Annotated in this window: 16 protein-coding genes; 4 read left to right on the top strand and 12 right to left on the bottom strand. The window is 72.3% G+C overall.

The features are described 5' to 3' along the window. Positions 1-5: 5 nt before the first annotated feature. Positions 6-779, top strand: coding sequence for a DNA-formamidopyrimidine glycosylase family protein (locus ABC304_RS02505; protein ID WP_412928737.1), 774 nt, complete (start codon positions 6-8; stop codon positions 777-779). Between the two features lie 125 nt (positions 780-904). Then, positions 905-1,312 (top strand): LbetaH domain-containing protein, encoded by a 408-nt coding sequence (locus ABC304_RS02500; RefSeq protein ID WP_412928736.1) that lies wholly within the window; start codon positions 905-907, stop codon positions 1,310-1,312. A 92-nt stretch (positions 1,313-1,404) separates the two neighbouring features. Here the strand turns inward: ABC304_RS02500 and ABC304_RS02495 are convergent, their stop codons facing one another. Then, on the bottom strand, positions 1,405-1,803 hold the full coding sequence (locus ABC304_RS02495; RefSeq protein WP_412928735.1) for a DUF1304 domain-containing protein: 399 nt from the start codon (positions 1,801-1,803) through the stop codon (positions 1,405-1,407). A 244-nt stretch (positions 1,804-2,047) separates the two neighbouring features. Between ABC304_RS02495 and ABC304_RS02490 the strand changes: the two genes are divergently transcribed. Beyond that, complete coding sequence (locus ABC304_RS02490; protein WP_412929049.1) at positions 2,048-2,614, top strand: LysR substrate-binding domain-containing protein; 567 nt, start codon at positions 2,048-2,050, stop codon at positions 2,612-2,614. A gap of 12 nt (positions 2,615-2,626) precedes the next feature. Here ABC304_RS02490 and ABC304_RS02485 read toward each other — a convergent pair whose 3' ends face one another. Genes ABC304_RS02485 through ABC304_RS02470 form a run of 4 tightly spaced genes read right to left on the bottom strand, consistent with a single transcriptional unit; the run spans position 2,627 to position 7,886 of the window. Then, positions 2,627-5,083, bottom strand: a complete 2,457-nt coding sequence (locus tag ABC304_RS02485; protein ID WP_412928734.1) for a CHAT domain-containing protein — start codon at positions 5,081-5,083, stop codon at positions 2,627-2,629. Between the two features lie 49 nt (positions 5,084-5,132). Next, positions 5,133-6,764: a S8 family peptidase gene (locus ABC304_RS02480; RefSeq protein ID WP_412928733.1), complete on the bottom strand. Its 1,632-nt coding sequence runs from the start codon at positions 6,762-6,764 to the stop codon at positions 5,133-5,135. Between the two features lie 29 nt (positions 6,765-6,793). Continuing rightward, positions 6,794-7,261, bottom strand: coding sequence for a hypothetical protein (locus tag ABC304_RS02475; RefSeq protein ID WP_412928732.1), 468 nt, complete (start codon positions 7,259-7,261; stop codon positions 6,794-6,796). After that, positions 7,254-7,886: an RNA polymerase sigma factor gene (locus ABC304_RS02470; RefSeq protein ID WP_412928731.1), complete on the bottom strand. Its 633-nt coding sequence runs from the start codon at positions 7,884-7,886 to the stop codon at positions 7,254-7,256. The genes ABC304_RS02475 and ABC304_RS02470 overlap by 8 nt, the downstream gene beginning before the upstream one ends. Before the next feature lie 228 nt (positions 7,887-8,114). Between ABC304_RS02470 and ABC304_RS02465 the strand changes: the two genes are divergently transcribed. Then, positions 8,115-8,858 (top strand): glutamine amidotransferase-related protein, encoded by a 744-nt coding sequence (locus tag ABC304_RS02465; RefSeq protein ID WP_412928730.1) that lies wholly within the window; start codon positions 8,115-8,117, stop codon positions 8,856-8,858. A 112-nt stretch (positions 8,859-8,970) separates the two neighbouring features. Here ABC304_RS02465 and ABC304_RS02460 read toward each other — a convergent pair whose 3' ends face one another. From ABC304_RS02460 to ABC304_RS02430, 7 genes are all read right to left on the bottom strand, one after another. After that, entirely contained in the window at positions 8,971-9,816 is an 846-nt protein-coding gene (locus ABC304_RS02460) for a tryptophan-rich sensory protein (protein WP_412928729.1), read from the bottom strand. A 75-nt stretch (positions 9,817-9,891) separates the two neighbouring features. Then, positions 9,892-11,625, bottom strand: coding sequence for a malto-oligosyltrehalose trehalohydrolase (gene treZ / locus ABC304_RS02455; protein WP_412928728.1), 1,734 nt, complete (start codon positions 11,623-11,625; stop codon positions 9,892-9,894). Continuing rightward, a complete protein-coding gene (treY, locus tag ABC304_RS02450) occupies positions 11,625-14,009 on the bottom strand; it encodes a malto-oligosyltrehalose synthase (RefSeq protein WP_412928727.1) in 2,385 nt (794 codons plus the stop codon). The genes treZ and treY overlap by 1 nt, the downstream gene beginning before the upstream one ends. 4 nt (positions 14,010-14,013) lie before the next feature. After that, positions 14,014-16,215: a glycogen debranching protein GlgX gene (gene glgX / locus ABC304_RS02445; RefSeq protein ID WP_412928726.1), complete on the bottom strand. Its 2,202-nt coding sequence runs from the start codon at positions 16,213-16,215 to the stop codon at positions 14,014-14,016. Positions 16,216-16,331: 116 nt separating this feature from the next. After that, complete coding sequence (locus ABC304_RS02440) at positions 16,332-16,859, bottom strand: glutaminase (RefSeq protein WP_412928725.1); 528 nt, start codon at positions 16,857-16,859, stop codon at positions 16,332-16,334. Positions 16,860-16,865: 6 nt separating this feature from the next. Next, entirely contained in the window at positions 16,866-18,062 is a 1,197-nt protein-coding gene (locus tag ABC304_RS02435) for a cation:proton antiporter (protein ID WP_412928724.1), read from the bottom strand. A gap of 78 nt (positions 18,063-18,140) precedes the next feature. Next, positions 18,141-19,016, bottom strand: coding sequence for a transposase (locus ABC304_RS02430; protein WP_412928723.1), 876 nt, complete (start codon positions 19,014-19,016; stop codon positions 18,141-18,143). Between the last annotated feature and the right edge of the window lie 19 nt (positions 19,017-19,035).

Here is a 19,035-nt window from a genome sequence, read left to right as displayed (position 1 = left end):
CGAGCATGCCCGAGGGCGACACCGTCTTCCGCACCGCCCAGCGCCTGAACGAGGCGCTCGCGGGCAAGATCGTCGAGCGCTTCGACATCCGCGTTCCGGGCAGCGCCACCGCCGACCTCCGCGGCGAGACGATCCACGAGGTCGTGCCGCGAGGCAAGCACCTCCTCGAGCGCATCGGCGGCTACACCCTGCACTCCCACCTGAAGATGGAGGGGGCCTGGCACGTCTACCGCCGCGGCAGCAGCTGGCGGGCGCCGTCGTTCAAGGCCCGCGCCATCGTCGGCACCTCCGACGTCGACACCGTCGGCTTCGATCTCGCGATGGTCGAGGTGCTTCCCACGAGCGAGGAGGACCGCATCGTCGGCCACCTCGGACCCGACCCGCTCGCGGAGGACTGGGACCCGGTCGAGGCCGCCCGGCGGCTGGGCGCCGATACGAGAGCCGTCCACGTCGCACTGCTCGACCAGCGCAACGTCGCGGGGTTCGGCAACGAGTTCGTGAACGAGATCCTCTTCGTCCGCGGCATCCTTCCCACGACGCCGGCGACGGAGACGGATGCCGCGGCGGTCATGGATCTCGGAGCGCGCATGATCCGCGCCAACGTCGGCCGACGCGGTCGGACCTTCACCGGCGATGCCCGCCCGGGGCGGAGCACGTGGGTCTACGGACGCGACGGCAAGGCCTGCCGCCGATGCGGGACGATCGTGCGCACGGGGTCGCTGGGCGCCGGTCCGACGAGCGAGCGGAACGTCTTCTGGTGCCCCGTGTGCCAGACCTGAGGCGATCCGTCAACCCCGCGCAATCCTCTGCGCCCACGGCGTCGAATAGTCGATGCACGGGAATGTTCCGCCACACCGCTTGGTTTTCTCCAATGCGGGTGCAAGGACACCTGACGGAGGGGATCGTGGGCAAGAACTACATCGACATCGAGAACGACCGCGGCGAGATGCTTCGCTACCGCAAGCACGTCAACGGTCGTGGACTTATCGCGCACGGCGCCAAGGTGCACCCGAGCGCGATCGTCGAATCAGGCGCATACGTCGAACCCGGCGTGCTCATCGCTGCAGGCGCACATGTCGGTCGCGGCGTCTGGGTGGAGTCGGATGCCGTCATCGGCCAGAACGCCGACATCGCACCGCACGCGCACATCTGCTCGGGCGCGGCGATCGGCGCCGGCGCGAAGATCGGCGTGCGTACGCAGATCGGCATGGGTGCACGGATCGCCGTGGGCTCGCTCATCGGCGACGACGAGACCATCGCCGACAACGAGCGCGTCGCCACCGACCGCAAGGGCCTGCGCCTGGCCGCGTGAGCTCGCCGCTGCGGCGGCTTCCAGGAACACGATCGCCCCTCGGGCGGTCGTGTTCGTCGTTTCCGGGCCGAGGCGCCCGGGCGGGCGATGGTTCAGACGAACAGCAGCAGCACGAAGCCGATGAGCGGCAGGGTCCCCTGCGTGAGCGCAGGGCGCAGGTACTTCGCGCCGGACGTCGTCAGCACGAGCGCGGCGGCCACCATCGACCCGAGCGAGAAGAGCAGGAGCGTGCGTCCGGCGATCGCCGCCGCACCGTCGGCGGGACCGGCCCACAGCAGGACGATGCCGATGAACGTGCCGATCGCCAGGAACAGGTTGTAGAAGCCCTGGTTATAGGCCATCGGCCTCGTCGTGTCCGCGTCGGCCTGGTCGGCGAGGCCGAAACGCCTCCATACGGCGGGCTTCGTCCAGAGCACGCTCTCCATCGCGAAGATGGCGACGTGCAGGACGCCGGCGAGCGCGGCGAACACCGTGGCGATGATGGCGATCATGAGCGAACACTAGCGCCCCGGCTACGCTGACACCGTGGCGAAAGGCGGCGGGGCGAAAGGCGGCGGCAGCCGGGGTGGCGGCGCCAAGGGCGGCCGTAAGCCCGTCGTCCGCCGCGGTCCGGCCGGGAGCTCGTCCACACGGTCTGCGCGGGCCCGGCCCGCCGGGCGCGCGGCCAAGGCGGCTTCCGACAGGGGCGCCGGTCGGGAGCAGGAGGCCCCAGCATCCGTCTTCCGGCTCGGGTTCATCCCCGGTGCCACGCCCGGGAAGTGGATCGCACTATGGCGTGAACGCGTGCCACACGTGCCGCTGGAGCTCGTGCCGCTGACCGTGGACGCGCAGCTCGACGCGCTCCGCGGCGATGAGGTCGACGCCGCGATCGTGCGTCTGCCGCTCGCGGCCGACGACGTGCACCGCATCGCCCTGTACGAGGAGATCCCGGTGGTCGTCGTGCCGGTCGACTCCGCGCTGACGGCCGCGGATGATCTCGGTGTCGACGACCTGGTCGGCGAAGTGCGGCACGTGCCCGTGGACGACGTGCTCGCCGTCGACATCCCCGGCACCCTCCCCGCCGCGGCGGGACCCCCGCTCGACACCGAGGCGGCGGTCGCCACCGTCGCGGCCGGCGTGGGCATCCTCGTCGTGCCGATGTCGATCGCGCGGCTCCACGCCCGCAAGGACGTCGCGCACCGCCCGCTCCGCGACGGCCCGGTCTCGTCCGTGGCGCTCGCCTGGCCGGCGGAGCGCACGACCTCCGAGGTCGAGACGTTCATCGGTATCGTCCGGGGTCGCACCGCGAACTCGTCCCGCTGAGGATCGCGACCGTCAGAACCCTGCGCCGTGACTCTGGAACGGGGCGACGAGTCCGGTGTCGGCGGATGCCGCGGCCAGCGCCGCCGCGGGAGGGAGGCCGGCTCCGAGCCCCGCGTGCATCGCCCCGAGCACCTCGCATGCGACGTCGTCGGCGACGACGACCGGCGCGGCGATGACCGTGCGGGTGCCGGCGTGGAGCCAGATCCGCGTCATGCCGACTGCTTCCTCACCCCAGCGCACCGACGAGCGGCCCACCTCGCAGGCCGACAGCACCACCGTGGCAGGCACCTGCGGCATCCGGTCGATGTCGTATCCGAAGAGGGCGCCGTCGGCGAGGTCGAGTCCGGAGAAGAGCGGGTTGTCGACGGCGTGCCGGCCGTGCGCGGCGATGTGGAGCAGATCAACCGTCGAGGCGAGATCCGCGACGGCGTCGACGGTCGCCCCGGGCCCGGAGAGGGTGCGGGCGGCCGGCCAGGTGGATGCCGCGGCATCCACCTCCTCCTGTCCGCGGGCCACGCGCGGTCCGACGACCAGCCCGACCTCGCGCGGCGGTTCGACGGGCGCGCGACGCCGGAGCCACCGCGATGCCGATCCGGCCAGCGTGAAGGTGCGGCCCCGCATGCCGGGGAGCAGGCTCCAGGGCATCCCCGACAGTGCGCCCGGCACGGTGAGCACCAGACGGCGATCGCCGGCCACGCGGAGCGGGTCGCGGAGGAGGACGGCGGAGAGCCGCTCGAGCCGGTCGTCCAGGGCTGTGCGCACGACGGCCGCCATCGGTCCGGTGCGGATGGAGGCGGCCATGTCGACGTCGGCGCGGAGCCCGGCGAGAAGGGCCGGGGCAGACGCCCACCCGGGGAGGGGGACGATCCTGGTCCCGCCGCGCGTCGCGACCAGCGCGACGAGGCGGTGCTCCGTCAGCACGTAGCCGATGTACGCGGTGTCGTCGTCGAGCGCGCCGCTCATCTGGTCGAGCGTCACGCGTTCCTCGACCGCCGACGAGGCGGTGCCGGCCCACTGCCGCTGCCGGGCGGCCGCCTCCAGCTCCGCGATGCGGGCGCCGAGGCGCGCGTCCCCGGCGTCGGCGCGCAGCATCCGCAGCTCCGCCAGCTCGTCGGCCACCGTCGGGTCGGGCGGCGGCCGCAGCGGCACGACCTGCAGGCTGTAGTGCCGTGCGCGCTCGGACCAGGCGAAGACGACGTCGGGGCGTCCGGACTCCACAGCACCGGCCAGCCCCGACCACATCAGCCCGGTGCCGTGCATCGCCGTCGAGGTCTGCAGGTCGAGGCTGCCGAAGTCGCGCCGCCACGCGGCGAGCGCCTCCAAACCCGACGCGGCGTGACGGAGTGCCTCGCTGCGGCGCCCGCGCGACGCGGCGCGGGCGGCCCGCACCTCGTGGGCCAGCAGGCGCACGTCGAGGGAGGCGGTGGGCGCGCTGCGGGCCGGTGTGGCGTCGGGCAGCCCGGAGCGGGCGCGCCACAGCGCCGCCGACAGCCGCAGCCCGGCCGCATCGTTGCGGTACCCGGCGGCGTCTAGGGCCGAAGCCACGGCGTCCACCGCCTCCGCCTGCAGCACACTCCGCCGTCGGCGCCCGTCCGCGCGCGTCGACAGGAACGCCGCGCGCATCTCGATCGACTCCGCGCGCAGGGCCCAGGTCTCGTTGCCCTGCCGGCGGAAGCGGCGGCGGGCCGCGGCTGCGCGCTCCCCCGCCGCGGCGGCATCGTGCGTGAGGAGGGAGCGGGCCAGGTTCAACTCGGCCTGCGCGCGATCGTGCGGCATCCGGTGGGCGCCGAACAGCTCGGCCGCGCGGGCCAGCAGCCGCTCCGCCTCGGTGACGAGGCCGGCATCGCGCAGCACCTCCGCGCGGTCGACGTCGCTGATCCCGGCCGCGACCGGCGACATCTCCTCGAGCGCCGGGCGCGCACGGGCCATCAGGTGCATTGCTCCCACGAGCTCACCGCGCAGAAGGGCGATGTAGCCCTCATTGTGCACGGCCTGCGCCTCGTCCGCGGCGTCGCCGACCGCGCCGAGGAGGCGCGTCGCGTGCTGTGCGTCGCGTGACGCCGCCTCCAGCTGACGGCGCTGCATCCGCACCAGGCTGCGGTTGACCACGAGGTTCGCGAGCTCCTTCGACTCGCCCTCGAGCGCGTCGATCCCGCGCGTGAGCCATCGCTCGGCGTCGCCGAGGTGCCCCGCGTGCTCGGCGAGAGAGCCCATCTGGCCCGCGAGCACGGCGAACGTCTCGGCGCCGATGCCCTCGACGGCCAAAGCCTGCAGGCAGATCTCCTCGCCCCGCGCGACGTCCCCCGACCGCGCCACCACGAACGCGCGCGTCCCGAAGATGCGCGCGGTGAGGTCGGGATCGGTCGTCCGGCGCTCGGCGCGGTCGAGCAGGCGGCGAGCCGCACCGTACTCGCCGCGGTTCGCGGCGACGACGGCGGCCTGGTGCAGCTCGCCCGCCGTCGTCGTCATGGCTCCATGATGGCGCGCCACGGCGGGCGCGGCGAGGGTGATCGTCCGGTCAGACCGGGCGCGGACCGCGTGCCGCCAGCACCGTCCGCACCTCGTCCAGCGCCGCGCGCAGCGTCGCACAGCGATCGCCGTCCGCGACGGCCGCCCGCCCCTGTGCGAGCGGCGCGACCAGGGCCTGCGCCAGCATCCCGGCGACGTACGGCGCGGCGAACGACGTGCCGCTCCACTGGGCGAAGCCGCCCGAGTAGTCGTCGGGATCGATGGTCTCGCGTCGCACGCCGTGGCGGTCGTCGCGGCTGCCGGGCTGCACACCCCCGTTGAACGGGGGCATCGTGCTGACCACGGCCGCCCCCGGGGCGAACGTGCCGACCCAGGGACCGAGGTTGCTGAACAGCGCCATCGTCCCGTTGGGGTTCACCGCGCCCACGGCCACGTGCGGTGCCGCGTCGGCGGGATCCTCGACCACGTAGTCGGCACCGGGCCACGCCCACAGCGCGGCCGGGAAGGCGGGCCGGTCGGTCGCGTCGTTGCCGGCGGAGCAGACGACGGCGCACCCGCGTCGACGCGCGGCCACGAGCAGCCGGCTGAGGGTGCGGTCGAACAGATCGTCCTCCGGCGTCTCGTGGTAGTAGCTCAGTGAGAGATTCAGCACATCGATCTGCCGGCCTCCGAGCTCGGCGGGCAGCGACATCCCCTTCACGAGCGACCGGATGGCGTACATGAAGTCGCCCTCGAGGACCGTCCCCTGACTGTCGGCGACCCGCACCGCGAGGAGGTCGGCGTCGGGGCACACCTGCCGGACGATGCCGGCGATGAAGGTGCCGTGGCCTGACGCCTCGTCCAGCTCGCCGTCGAAGGGCCCTGCGACGTCGCCGTGCAGCTCGGGATCGGTCGAGGCGTCGATGATCCCCACCGCCCTGCCGTCGACGACCGCGTCGCAGGTCACGATGTCCCGCGTCAGCCACGGGTGCTCGCCGCACCCGGTGTCGAGGATCACGACCACGGGCCGCCGGCCGCCTTCCGAGGGGGTGCTCGTGCGCCGCGGGGCCGGTCCGATGTAGGACGCCACCTGGCGCCCTCCGCTCCCTGCGTCGGCGTAGCTCTCCGCCCCCGGCGCGTTCGTCCGCGCGAAGGGGTTCGTCCGGGCGAACGGGTTGGTGCGGGCGAAGGGGTTCGTGCGGGCGAACGGGTCGATGTCCAGCACGTGGTCGAGCCCGACACCCTCGGGTGCCCGCCCGCCGTTGCGCACGCGCGCCCGCTGCAGCAGGCGCCACGCGTCGATGGGCGGTACCGGTCCGGTGAGCGCCTCGCTCGGGGGGGCGGGAAGGATGCGGACGCGATGAATGGTTGGCAGCGCAAACGTGTCGCGTGCCCTCCGCGTGCGCTCGACGGCGACGGGGATCTCGACCGCCGTCCCGTCGAGGTTCTCCAGCTGAACGGCCCAGCCGAAGTCTGCGGCCGCCTGCTCCAGCAGGGCGAGCACCGCCCGCAGCTCCGACACGTCGTCCGCCGTCGTCACCAGGAGACGCTCGGAGTCGTACGACGTGGGATAGGGACGGATGCCGCGGATCGGCTCGCTCCGCGGGTCCAGCGCCGTGCCGCGCGCGCGGGCCGCGTCGTACCGCGACCTCCAGTCGTACCGTCCCGCCGATGCCGCACCTCGCGCCGACTCGTCGCTCATCCCCTGAACCCCTCACGCCCCGTCATCGGTCACACCTCGAACTGCGGTGTCTGGAACTCGGCGAGCGACCCGTCCTGGTGGCGGATGGCGAAACGGATGCGCGAGACCCCCGTCGGCAGGTCCGCGAAGGAGAAGCGCCCGCTCTCACCGCCGTCCGCCTGCCACTCCCGGTCGCCCTGCACGAGCAGGATTGCGAGCGCCGGCGCGTCCACCCAGCCGTCGACGCGGCGGCCGCCGTGCTCGGTGGCGGTGACGTGCACGAGCACGTTCGTCGTCCCGTCGCTGAACTGGAAGGTCGCCGTGTCGCTCTCGCCGCGCACCGCCGACAGGGTGTCGCCGGTGACGAGGGTCAGCAGGGCGTACTCGCGGGAGAGGTCGGCCACCGCGACGGCGGCGACCATGCGGTCGATCAGGTCGACGGGAACCGGGTCGACGTCCTCCCACACCGCTCGCAGGCGGGCGAACAGGGCCGCATCCTCGGACGTGTGGTCATCCATCGCTGCTCCCCCATCCCCGGCGTTCCAGCAGTCCGCGGAGCTTGCCGAGACACCGCTGACGCGTCGGGCCGATCGATCCGATCGGCATCGCCAGGTCGGCGGCGATGCGCGCGTAGTCGGGCCGCTCCTCGAACGCGACGATCCGCAGCAGACGGCGGCAGCGCGCGTCCAGCTCGTCGACGGCGCGCCAGAGGCGGCCCGTCTCGTCGTCGCGCGCGGCGGTGCCTTCGGCCGACTCGGCGGTGGGCAGGTGCGGCTCGAGGTCGATCGTCTCGACCGGGTCGGCTCGACGCTGCAGCTTGCCGACCCGCCAGGCCTCACGACGCGCGCACGTCGTGAGCCAGCCGGAGACGGCGCGGGGGTCGTCGATCGACGCGTGCCCGCGGACGAGCGTCATCCACGTCGTCTGGACGACGTCCTCCGCGAGCGCCCGGTCGAGCCCGTAGGCCCGCACCACGTGCCACAGCACCGGGGTCATCAGCCGGACGAGGTCGTCCATGCACCGCGTCTCGCCGTCGCGCCAGCGCACGAACAGCGCTGCCGCGCGCTCCCACCGCGGCAGCGGCGGGGAATCGTCGGTCGGCGAAGGGTCGTCGAGGGGGTGCGAACGGTCCGCAGCCGTCATGACGCCCATTGTGTCCATATGGTGAGGGAGCGCGATAGGGGCGGCCTGATACATCGCGCCGCGACATCCATGTCCGCCACGCGCTCGAGGATCGGCCGCCGTCGCCCCGCACGCGTCTTGGTGTCCCACTTTCTGCATAAGTCCTCGGCGAGTTGTGCAGAAAGCGGGACACCAACGCTGGGGCGGGGCCGACCCGACCCGGCTGATGCCCGCCGGTAGGATTCCCCCATGACCTCCGCGCCGCTCCTGTACGTCTGCGTGCGCCCCCAGCGAGGCGCCGCCGAAGCGGAGTACGCCTCATTTCGCACCGCGACCCGGCTCGGCGAGCATGAGCTCGCGCACATCGACCTCACGCGCGAGCGGCTGACCGACGACGTGTTCGAGCGGTTCAGCGGCTTCCTCATCGGCGGCAGCCCGTTCAACGTCGCCGACCCGGAGTCGAGCAAGACCGACGTGCAGCGCCTCCTGGAGGCCGACCTCGAGCGCATCGCCGAAGAGGCCGCGGCGTCGCGGACGAGCGCGCTGTTCACCTGCTACGGCATCGGCGTGGCGACGCGGATGCTGGGCGGAACTGTGTCGAAGGCATACCCCGAGGACACCGGCCCCGTGATCGTCGAGCTCACCGAGGACGGCGGCCGCGATCCGCTGCTCGGCGGCCTGGCCACGCGGTTCTCCGCGCTCACCGCTCACAAGGAGGGCACGGCCACCGTGCCCACCGACGCGGTGCTGCTGGCGACGAACGAGGCGTGCCCGGTGCAGGCCTACCGTGTCGGCGACACGCTCTACGCCACCCAGTTCCACCCCGAGCCGACGACGAAGGCGTTCACCGAGCGCATGGCCGTCTACCGGGACGACGGCTATTTTGCCGCCGAGGACTACGACGTGCTCGCGGCACGTGTGCTCGCAGCATCCGTCACCGAGCCCTCGCGCCTGCTCCGGGGCTTCGCCGAGAAGTTCGGTCCGGCCGCCTGACGGTCGGGCCGGCCGCCTGAAACGACCGCCCGAACGGATCACGCCGGGCGATCGCGCCGGATGGCCGACCGCTAACAACCGACCTCTGAACAGGTCGGAACCGACCGCCGCGTCAGTCCGCTTCGGGACGCAGCACCCGCAGGCCGGCGACGGCCAGTGCGGGCAGGAGGACGACCGCCGCCACCACGATCGCGGTGATGCCGATGGCGTCGTTGCGGGGCTCGCCCGTCAGGCGGCCGACCGCCAGCCAGCTGAGACCCCATGCCAGGGCCAGCGCCGGCGAGATGCGCCAGCCGCTGAAGCGGTCGACCGCCACGCCGATGACGGCGACGACGACGAGCACCGCGATGCCGAGCGCCGTCGCGGCGGACTCCCACTCCGCGGGTCCGGTGGCCGTGAGCCAGGCCGCGGTGTTGGCCACGGTCGCGAGGGTCACCCAGCCGAGGTGGAGTCCCGTCACGCCGTCGATGAAGAGGGCGTCCGCCACGCCGTCCCGCGGCACGCGGGTGACGACGGAGCGTCGGAACGTGAACCCGAGCAGCACGAGCAGGGCGACGATCGCGAGGACCGTCAGCGGCAGCGTCGCGAACTGCGCCACCACCAGCCACACTCCGTTCAGCACCATGGTGCCGGCGATGAACCAGCCCATGTCGCGCTGCCGGCGCCGGGCCCGCTGACCGGGCAGCGCCTGCCACACCGTGTAGCCGGCGAGACCGACGTAGATGACCGACCAGATCGAGAAGGCGCTGCTCGCGGGCGCGAGATAGGACGCGTCCGCGTCCAGCGCTCCGTTCTGCAGATCCTGCACGGCGGTGCCGCCGAAGCGGCCCGTCCCGACCATCGCGCCGATGATCATGAACACGAAGGTCGAGATCACGACGATCTGGCGCACGAGGTCCGAGGGGACGGGCGCCGACGTGACGTAGGCCTGGGCGGCGGCCGATCGGGATGCGCTCATGTGCTCACTCTAGGCACTGGGTGCGCGTGTGCCCCCGCCTCGGGCGGTGTCCGCATCCGCGATCGACCGGCCATCTCAGCTCGCCGGGCCGACGATGACCGCGGACTCCGGCGGCAGCACGGCCTCGCCGTCCTCGATGCGCGCGCCGTCGACCGTGCGCAGCAGCACCTTGCGGCCAGGCGCGACGTCCCACGACACCTCGCCCTCGGTGAGGTTCACCAGGATCGACAGCTCGCCGCGGCGCAGCGCGAACGCGCGGTGCTCGGGGTCGTCTCCCCCGCTCTCGGCCGCGAGCGACTCCCAGGAGTGGTCCGCGAGCTCGGGGCGCTCATGGCGGAAGGCGGCGAGCCCACGGTAGAGCGCGAGCAGGTCGGCGTGCCAGTCCTGGCCGGCCTCCTCCCAGTCGAGCTTCGAGCGGGTGAAGGTCTCCGGGTCCTGCGGGTCGGGCACGAGCGACTCGTCCCAGCCCATCTTCACGAACTCCTCGATGCGGCCCTTCGCCGTGGCCTCGCCGAGCTCGGGCTCGGGATGCGACGTGAAGAACTGCCACGGCGTCGATGCGCCCCACTCCTCGCCCATGAACAGCATCGGCGTGCCGGGGGCGGTGAGGGTGAGGACGGCGGCGACCGCGAGGCGCCCGGGCGACAGCGTCTGGCTCAGGCGATCGCCGGCGGCGCGGTTGCCGATCTGGTCGTGGTCCTGAGCGAAGGTCACCAGCTGCGCCGGCGAGACGTCGGCGGGGATGGGCGCGCCATGATCGCGGCCGCGGAACGACGAGAACGTGCCGTCGTGGAAGAAGCCCTTCGTCCACACCTTCGGCAGCGCGTCGAGGGCGGCGAAGTCCTCGTAGTAGCCCACCGTCTCGCCGGTGAGGGCGACGTGCACGGAGTGGTGCCAGTCGTCGCTCCACTGGGCGCCCAGCCCGTAGCCGCCGCGCTCGCGCGAGCGGATCAGGGTGGGGTCGTTCAGGTCAGACTCCGCGATGAGGCTCAGCGGCCGGCCGAGCTCGACCGACAGGGCATCGGATGCCTCGGCCAGCTCCTGCAGGATGTGCGGCGTCCGATCGTCGTGCAGCGCGTGCACGGCGTCGAGGCGCAGCCCGTCGACGTGGTGGTCGCGCATCCACATGAGCGCGTTCTCGACGATGTAGGACCGGACGGCGTCCTCGTCGAGGTTCACCGAGTCGCCCCACGTGTTGCGGCTGCCCTCCCGCAGGTAGGGACCGTACTCGGGCAGGTAGTTGCCGCTGGGACCGAGGTGGTTGTACACGACGTCCTGGATGACGGCGAGGCCGCGGGCGTGCGCAGCGTCCACGAAGCGCTGGTAGGCCGCCGGTCCGCCGTAGGCCTCGTGCACGGCGTACCAGAGCACGCCGTCGTAGCCCCAGTTCCAGACCCCGTTGAAGTCGTTGACCGGGAGCACCTCGACGTGCGTCACGCCGAGGTCGACCAGATGATCGAGGCGGTCGATCGCGGAGTCGAGCGTGCCGTCGGGCGTGAAGGTGCCGATGTGCAGCTCGTAGACGATGCCGCCCTCGAGCGCACGGCCGGGCCACGCGGCATCCGCCCACTCGTGCGCTGCGGCGTCGAACCACGCCGACGTGCCGTGCACGCCGTCGGGCTGACGGGGCGAGCGCGGATCGGGACGCGTGTCATCGCTCTCGCCCAGCACGAAGCCGTAGCGGTCGCCATCGGCGAGAGCGACGTCCGCGCTCCACCAGCCGCCCGCCGCAGCAGTCAGTTCGACGTCCTCGCGGTCGGGTCGTCGCAGTCGGACACGCTCGGCCTTGGGGGCCCACACCTCGATCATCAGTCCTCCGGGATCAGCAGTGCCACCGGGTACACCGACAGCAGATCGGACAGGGCGAGCCTCTCGCCCTCGTAGCGGCGACCGGTCAGCGCGTCGACCACGGGCGTGCCGTGCGTCAGCAGGAGGGTGTCGTCCCAGCCGCCGCGAACCGCGAGGCCGACGGGCAGACGCGTGGCGACCGTCACCGCTCCCCCGCGGTCGAACGAGACGACGTGATCGGATGCTGCGCCCACAGCCGTCATCGGCGTGTACCGCGTGAACAGCTCGGGGTGGTCGCGCCGCAGGCGCAGGGCGCGCGAGGTGACGAGCAGCTTCGCCGCCGCGGACGCGTCGACGGGCGGCAGGTCGCCGGAGGCGCGTGCCGCGTCGACGTCGGCGAGCATGCGCGCCCGCTGGTCGAAGTCGACCGCGCGTCGGTTGTCGGGGTCGACGAGCGACATCTCCCAGAGCTCGGAGCCCTGGTACACGTCGGGCACGCCGGCACCGGTGATCTGCAGCAGCTTGGCGGACAGCGAGTTCGACCACCCCGGTGCCGAGATCTCGTCGACGAAGCCGGAGACCAGCGTGTGCAGCTCGGCGTCGTCGAAGACGGCGTCGACCATGCGGTGCATGCCGCTCTCGAAATCCTCGTCGGGATCCCACCAGTCGGTGGTTTCCGCGGCTTCGCGCGACGCCTTCTCGGCGTAGGCGTGCAGACGCTCGCGCGAGGCCGGCCAGGACCCGACGACGGCCTGCAGCAGCAGGTTGTCGAAGGGACCGTGCCCGGTGGTCGCCCGTGCGCGGGCCTGCTCCACGACCTCGGCCCAGCGGTCGGGGATCTCGGCGAGCACGTCGAGGCGGGCCCGCACGTCCTCGCCGCGCTTGGTGTCGTGCGTGGAGAGCGTGGTCATCGCGTGCGGCCAGGCGGCGAGACGCACCTGGTTTGCGCGGTGGAAGTCGGCGACCGTGAGCGAGAACACGCCGGGGTCGGCGCCCACCTCGGTGAGCGAGCCCAGCCGGGTCGCGCGGTAGAACGCGGTGTCCTCCACGCCCTTGGCCATAACCGGTCCGGTGGTCTGCTGGAAGCGACGCGACGCCTCCAGCGCCGGGTCGGCGAGCAGCGGCACGAGGGCGGTGATCGTGTCGGCGAGATCCGGCCGGCGCTCCGCGGCCTCGGCGGCCGCGGCATCCAGGTGCTCGCGTCCGGCAGGCAGGTAGGAGCGGTACACCGGGAAGCACGTGAGCAGCTCGGCGAGCGCGTCGATGGTCTTCGCCTCGTCGCCGGGGGCCCCGTCGACGCCGCGGAGGCCGCGCTCGAGCCGGCGGATCTCCGCCACCTGGATGGTGTCGGCGATCTTCCGCTTCGTGTCGTGGATCAGGTCGTGCCACGCGAGCGGCTCGGCGAGACCGGTGTCCGCGCGGAGGCGGGCGTCGAGGGCATCGAGACCGGCCTCGCCGGCCGGGTCGATGAGCACGCGGTCGATCTCGGCGAGCGCGTCGTACCCGGTCGTGCCGGCCGTCCGCCACCAGGCGGGGAGGTCCTCGCCGTGCTCGAGGATCTTCTCGCCCAGCACGTAGGCGCCGCCGGTCTTGTCGGCGAGGCGGGCGAGGTAGGCGCCCGGATCGAGGAGGCCGTCCGGGTGGTCGACGCGGAGGCCGTCGGCGAGGCCCTCGTCGATCCAGCGGAGGATCTCGGCGTGCGTGGCGTCGAACACCTCGGGGAGCTCGACGCGCACGCCGGCCAGGCTCGTGACGGCGAAGAAGCGGCGGTAGTTGAGCTCGGCCGCCTCGTCGCGCCAGAAGCGCAGCTCGTAGTTCTGCCGAGCCAGCACGGCGCGGACACCCTCGGGCGTCGACGGGTCCTCGCCGGGCGCGATCGACCCGGGCGCCAGGGGCAGCTCGTGGTCGAAGTAGCGCAGCGTGCCGAACGGCGCGCGCCGGGTGAGCTCGGGGTCGATGCGGATGTCGGCGATCGCCTCGTCCAGGCTCGCGCCGAGGAACGGCAGACGGATGCGGCCGTCGGCGACATCCCAGTCGACGTCGAACATCTCGGCACGGGGCGAGTCGCGGCCGAGCATGAGCACGTCCCACCACCACGGGTTCTCCGAGGGGGTGGCGACGCCGACGTGGTTCGGAACGATGTCGATCAGGATGCCGAGCTCGGCCGCGCGGGCGGCGGCGGCGAACCGGTCGAGGCCCTCCGACCCGCCGCGCGCGGGGTCGATGTGGGTCGGGTCGACGACGTCGTAGCCGTGGTCGGACCCGCCCGCCGCGGTCAGCAGCGGGGACAGGTAGGCCCAGTCCACGCCGAGATCGCGGAGGTAGCCGGTGACGGCGGCCGCGGCATCCAGATCGAAGGACTCCCGGATCTGGAGGCGGTAGGTCGAGGAAGGATGCCGCGGCATGCCGTCAGCTCCCGAGCTCGGGCTTGGGCAGCTGCGGGGTGATCTCCGCGTCGGCCAGGGCCACCAGCGACGCCGCGACGGAGTGGTCCACCTCGGGCTCGGGCAGATCGTGCTCGCGCAGCACCAGCATCGACTTGGCCTCCACGACCACGTCGTCACCGGGACGGAGCGGGTCGGAGTCGGCGCGCTGACCCGCGGTGTCCACGACGATGTCCCACTTCGGGCTGAACTCGTCGGCCGGAAGGGCGAAGTCCACCGGCTCGTCGCCCGCGTTGAACAGGATGACGAAGTGCTTGTCGCTCAGCGGCTCGCCCCGGAAATCGCGCTCGCGGATGCCGTCGCCGTTCAGGAACACGCCGATGGCGCGGCCGAAGCCGGAGTCCCAGTCCTCGGGCGTCATCTCGGAGCCGTCGGGGCGCAGCCACACGATGTCGGGGATCGGAGCCCCCTCCTCGCGGCGCACCGGGCGGCCGTTGAAGAAGCGTCCGCGGCGGAAGGTCGGGTGGTCGCGGCGCAGTCGGACGAGGGCGGCGGTGAACTCGAGGAGCGGCTGGTCGATGCCCTCCCAGTTCATCCACGTGATCTCGTTGTCCTGCGCGTAGCCGTTGTTGTTGCCGCCCTGCGTGCGGCCGAGCTCGTCGCCGTGCAGCAGCATCGGCACGCCCTGCGAGAGCAGCATCGTGGCGATGAAGTTGCGCTGCTGGCGGGCCCGGAGCGTCAGGACCTCGGGATCGTCGGTCGGACCCTCGACTCCGTGGTTGCTCGAGCGGTTGTGCGACTCCCCGTCGTTGTTGTCCTCGCCGTTGGCCTCGTTGTGCTTCTCGTTGTACGACACGAGGTCGCGCAGGGTGAAGCCGTCGTGGGCGGTGACGAAGTTGATGGATGCCACGGGCCGGCGTCCGGAGTGCTCGTACAGGTCGGCCGACCCGGTCAGACGCGACGCGAACTCGCCGAGCGCCTGCGGCTCGCCGCGCCAGAAGTCGCGGACGGTGTCGCGGTACTTGCCGTTCCACTCGGTCCACTGCGGGGGGAAGTTGCCGACCTGGTAGCCGCCGGGGCCGATGTCCCAGGGCTCGGCGATCAGCTTGACCTGCGAGACCACCGGGTCCTGCTGCACGAGCTCGAAGAACGTCGCGAGGCGGTCGACGTCGTAGAACTCGCGGGCGAGCGTCGAGGCCAGGTCGAACCGGAAGCCGTCGACGTGCATCTCGAGCACCCAGTAGCGCAGCGAGTCCATGATGAGCTGCAGCGCATGCGGGTTGCCGACGTTCAGGCTGTTGCCCGTGCCGGTGTAGTCGGTGTAGTACCGCTGGTCGCCGTCTTCCAGGCGGTAGTAGGCGATGTTGTCGATGCCGCGCATCGAGAGCGTCGGGCCCATGTGGTTGCCCTCTGCGGTGTGGTTGTAGACCACGTCGAGGATGACCTCGATGCCGGCGGCGTGCAGCGCCTTCACCATGCCCTTGAACTCCTGCACCTGCTGTCCGCGCTCGGCGGAGGCGTAGGTGTTCTGCGGAGCGAGGAACGCGATGGTGTTGTAGCCCCAGTAGTTGTGGAGCCCCTTCTCCTCGAGCGTGGAGTCGTTGACGAACTGGTGCACGGGCATCAGCTCGATGGCGGTGATGCCGAGCTTGCGCAGGTGGTCGATGGTGGCGGGGTGCGCGATGCCGCCGTATGTGCCCCGCAGCTCCTCGGGCACGGCCTGGTTCAGCTCGGTGAGGCCCTTCACATGCGCTTCGTAGATGACCGTCTCGGAGTACGGCGTCTTGGGCTGGCGATCGCCCGACCAGTCGAAGAACGGGTTGATCACCACGCCCTTCATCATCGACGCGGCCGAGTCCTCGTCGTTGCGCGAGTCGGGGTCGCCGAAGTTGTACGAGAAGACCGACTGGTTCCACTCGATTTGACCGTCGACCGCCTTGGCGTAGGGGTCGAGCAGGAGCTTGTTCGGGTTGAAGCGCTTCCCGGTCTCGGGGTCGTACTCCCCGTGCACGCGGTAGCCGTACCGCTGGCCCGGTCCGATCGAAGGGAGGTACGCGTGCCAGACGTAGGCGTCCACGTCGATCAGGGGGACGCAGGTCTCCTCGCCGTCCTCGGTGAAGAGGCAGAGCTCCACCTTCTCGGCGCCCTCGCTGAAGATCGCGAAATTGGTTCCATTGCCGTCATACGTTGCGCCGAGCGGATAGCTCGATCCTGGCCACGATTGCACTGTGTCTCCCTCGAAGAGTCCCGTCACCCTAGCCTGGTGGCTGCGCGTGCTCGTATCGACCATGCGGCGAGCGTGGTATAAAACACGAATCGTGCCTGAGGGACTTGACAACGCCCCTACGTGGCACCCTCCAGCGGATGCACGCTCAGCTCGACGCGGTCGGCGAGATAGCCCGCGAGCGGCACGTAACCCCCCGACGGACTCCAGCGCACGACCACGACCCCGTCGCGGACGTCGAGAGGGGCGGATGCCTCACCCCGGCCCACGGCGACGAGGTCGACCTCGTGCCAACCGAGGTGCACCGTCTCCCCCTCGTCGAAGCCGCCGCGACGGGCGGCTGCCGCGATCTCGGCGCGGCGGCGCTGCGACTCGGCCGGGAAGCCGCGCCGCACCTCGGCGCGCGCCCGCACGATGTCGCCCGTCGCCCGCAGGGCGTCCTCGCTCAGCAGCAGCACACCCAGGTGCCAGGCGCGGCCGCGAGGCACGACGCGGGGCGCGCGGGGGATCCCGAGGGTGCGCCGACCGGTCTGCAGCTCGCCGAGACCCTCCTGCGGCGCGTCGCGGAGGCGCGCGCGTGCGTCGGCGAGCAGACGGTCGAGCTCGCGGGCGGGACCGTCGGACAGGGGCGGGGTGGCAGCATCCATGGATCCTCAGATCACGTCCTCGACGATGGCGGCGCGGACGCTCGCGCGCTCGCCGCGCAGGCTCATGGCGACGAGCGGGAAGACCAGCACCGACAGCATCCCGGCGCCGACGAGAACGGAGGCGAACGCCGAGGTGATCAGGCTCTTCTCCACGGCGATGCTCGTGACGGCCACGATGATGGGCAGCCCGGTCGCGCCCATCAGCGCGATCGGCAGGCGTTCCCGACCGCTCGCGCCGACGGGGGAGGCGAGCATCGACGGAAGCCCGCGCACGACGAACAGGGCGACCATTGCGATCACCACGCCCACTAGCAGGAGCGGCGCGGAGGTGAGGGCGGTGAGGTCGAACGTGACGCCGGTGTAGACGAAGAACATCGGCACGAGGAAGCCGAAGGCGACCGCCTCGACCTTGCTATCGACGGCCTCCCGGTCGGCCTCGGGCGCCTCTCGCATCACGAGCCGCCACACGATGCCCGCGGTGAACGCACCCAGGAGCATGTCGATGCCCAGGAACAGGCTGAGCGCGACGAGCACCGCGAGGATCAGCAGCACGACGCGCATCGCGAACTGGCCGGAGGTGTGCAGCGTCGAGGTGACGACGGCGTGCAGCCGGCCCTGCGGCGCCTTGAGCGCCCACCAGACCGCGAGCGCCGCGATCACGGCGAAGACGGCCAGGATGACGGTGGCGAGTCCGGGATCGCGGCTGCCGAGGAAGACCGAGATCGCGACGAGCGGGCCGAACTCCCCCACGGCGCCGACGGCGCTGACGCTGAACCCGAACGGGGTGCGCAGCTCGCCCGCGTCGCGCAGGATCGGCAGCAGCGTGCCGAGCGCGGTGGACGACAGCGCGACCCCGAGGACGATGGCCGAGTCGCCGGGCGCGATCAGCCAGCCGAGGGCGACGCCCGCGACGAGGCTGACGAGCCAGCCCAGGCCCGCCCGTGCGCCGGTGCGTCCGGTGAGAGCGGCGAACTGGATCTCGGTGCCGGCGACGAAGAACAGCATCGCGAGGCCGAGCTCGGCCAGAGTGCTCGCGAACGGCGAGGGCTGCGCCCAGTTGAGCATGCTCGGGCCCATGGCGATGCCCAGCACGAGCTCGAACACGACGATGGGCACGGGAAGCCAGCGGCTGATCCCGCGTGAGAGCAGCGGCGCGAGCACGGCGACCAGCGGGATCACCAGGAGGGTGCTGAGGTCGGCCACGCGCTCAGGGTATCGATTCGGCGCGGCGACAGGTGGTCGTTCTCGGGCGGGATGCCCGTTCCAGTGCGCTGGTCGGCGTCAGTGCGGCGCGTCGATCGCCTTCTGCGCCGCATCGGACGCCGTGCGGGCGGCCGTGGCCGCCGTCCGCGCGGTCTCGTGCTCGGCCTCGGCCGCGGTCAGGTCTTCCTGAACCAGCGCCTCCTCGGCCTCGAATCGCTCGAGCTCGGCGCGCAGGTCGTCGATGCGTTCACGCAGGTGGTCGCGGCGCTCGCGTATCTTCCCGCGCCGCCCTTCGATACGCGCGAGCTCGCGCTCGGCCTCGGTGGCGGCTCGATCCGCCTCGCGGGCGGCCTTCTCCGCGGCCTTCCGGGCACGCCGTTCGGCCAGGTCGTCACGCGACGGCCGGGTCGCGGTCGATGCGGTCACCCCGGGCAGCGACCCGCCGACGGCCTCGGCCAGGGTGGCCTCGTCGGTGCCGCCGGGCTCCAGGGTGCGCACGAGCCGGCCGGTCAGCACGGCGGCTGCGGCCGCGGCATCCACCACCGCGGCGTTGATGGTCTTCTCGACCTCCTCGCGGGCGGCGGAGCTGACGCTGACGCCCTGCTCGTCGGCCAGCCGCACCGCCTCGGCGGCCAGTGCGCCGACCAGCGCACGGCGCTGGCGTCCGAGGGCGGCAAGCTCCGCAGCATCCAGATCGTCCTGCGCCTCGCGCAGCGCCGCGGACAGCTCCACCGCCTCGGCCAGCTGCCCCTGCCGAGCGAGGAGGTCGACGGCCCACGCCGCGACGGACGGCTTGCGGAGCGCCTTCACCCGCGCGGCAAGCGCCCGCGGAGCCGACGACGCCCGCGCGTTGCGCGCCGCCGTGAAGCCGTCGGGCGTCACGGCGTAGAGCTCCGCGGCGATCTCGTCGAGCGCGGCGTCGTCGCCGGTCGCGTCATCCTCGGCCTGCGCCATGGCCCCATTGTGCCGCGTC

It is taken from the genome of Microbacterium jepli, from assembly GCF_047237905.1.
In the GTDB taxonomy this organism is placed as follows: Bacteria; Actinomycetota; Actinomycetes; order Actinomycetales; family Microbacteriaceae; genus Microbacterium.
The sequence above is the reverse complement of the archived record's forward strand: the minus strand, read 5'-3'. Positions and strand labels throughout refer to the sequence as shown.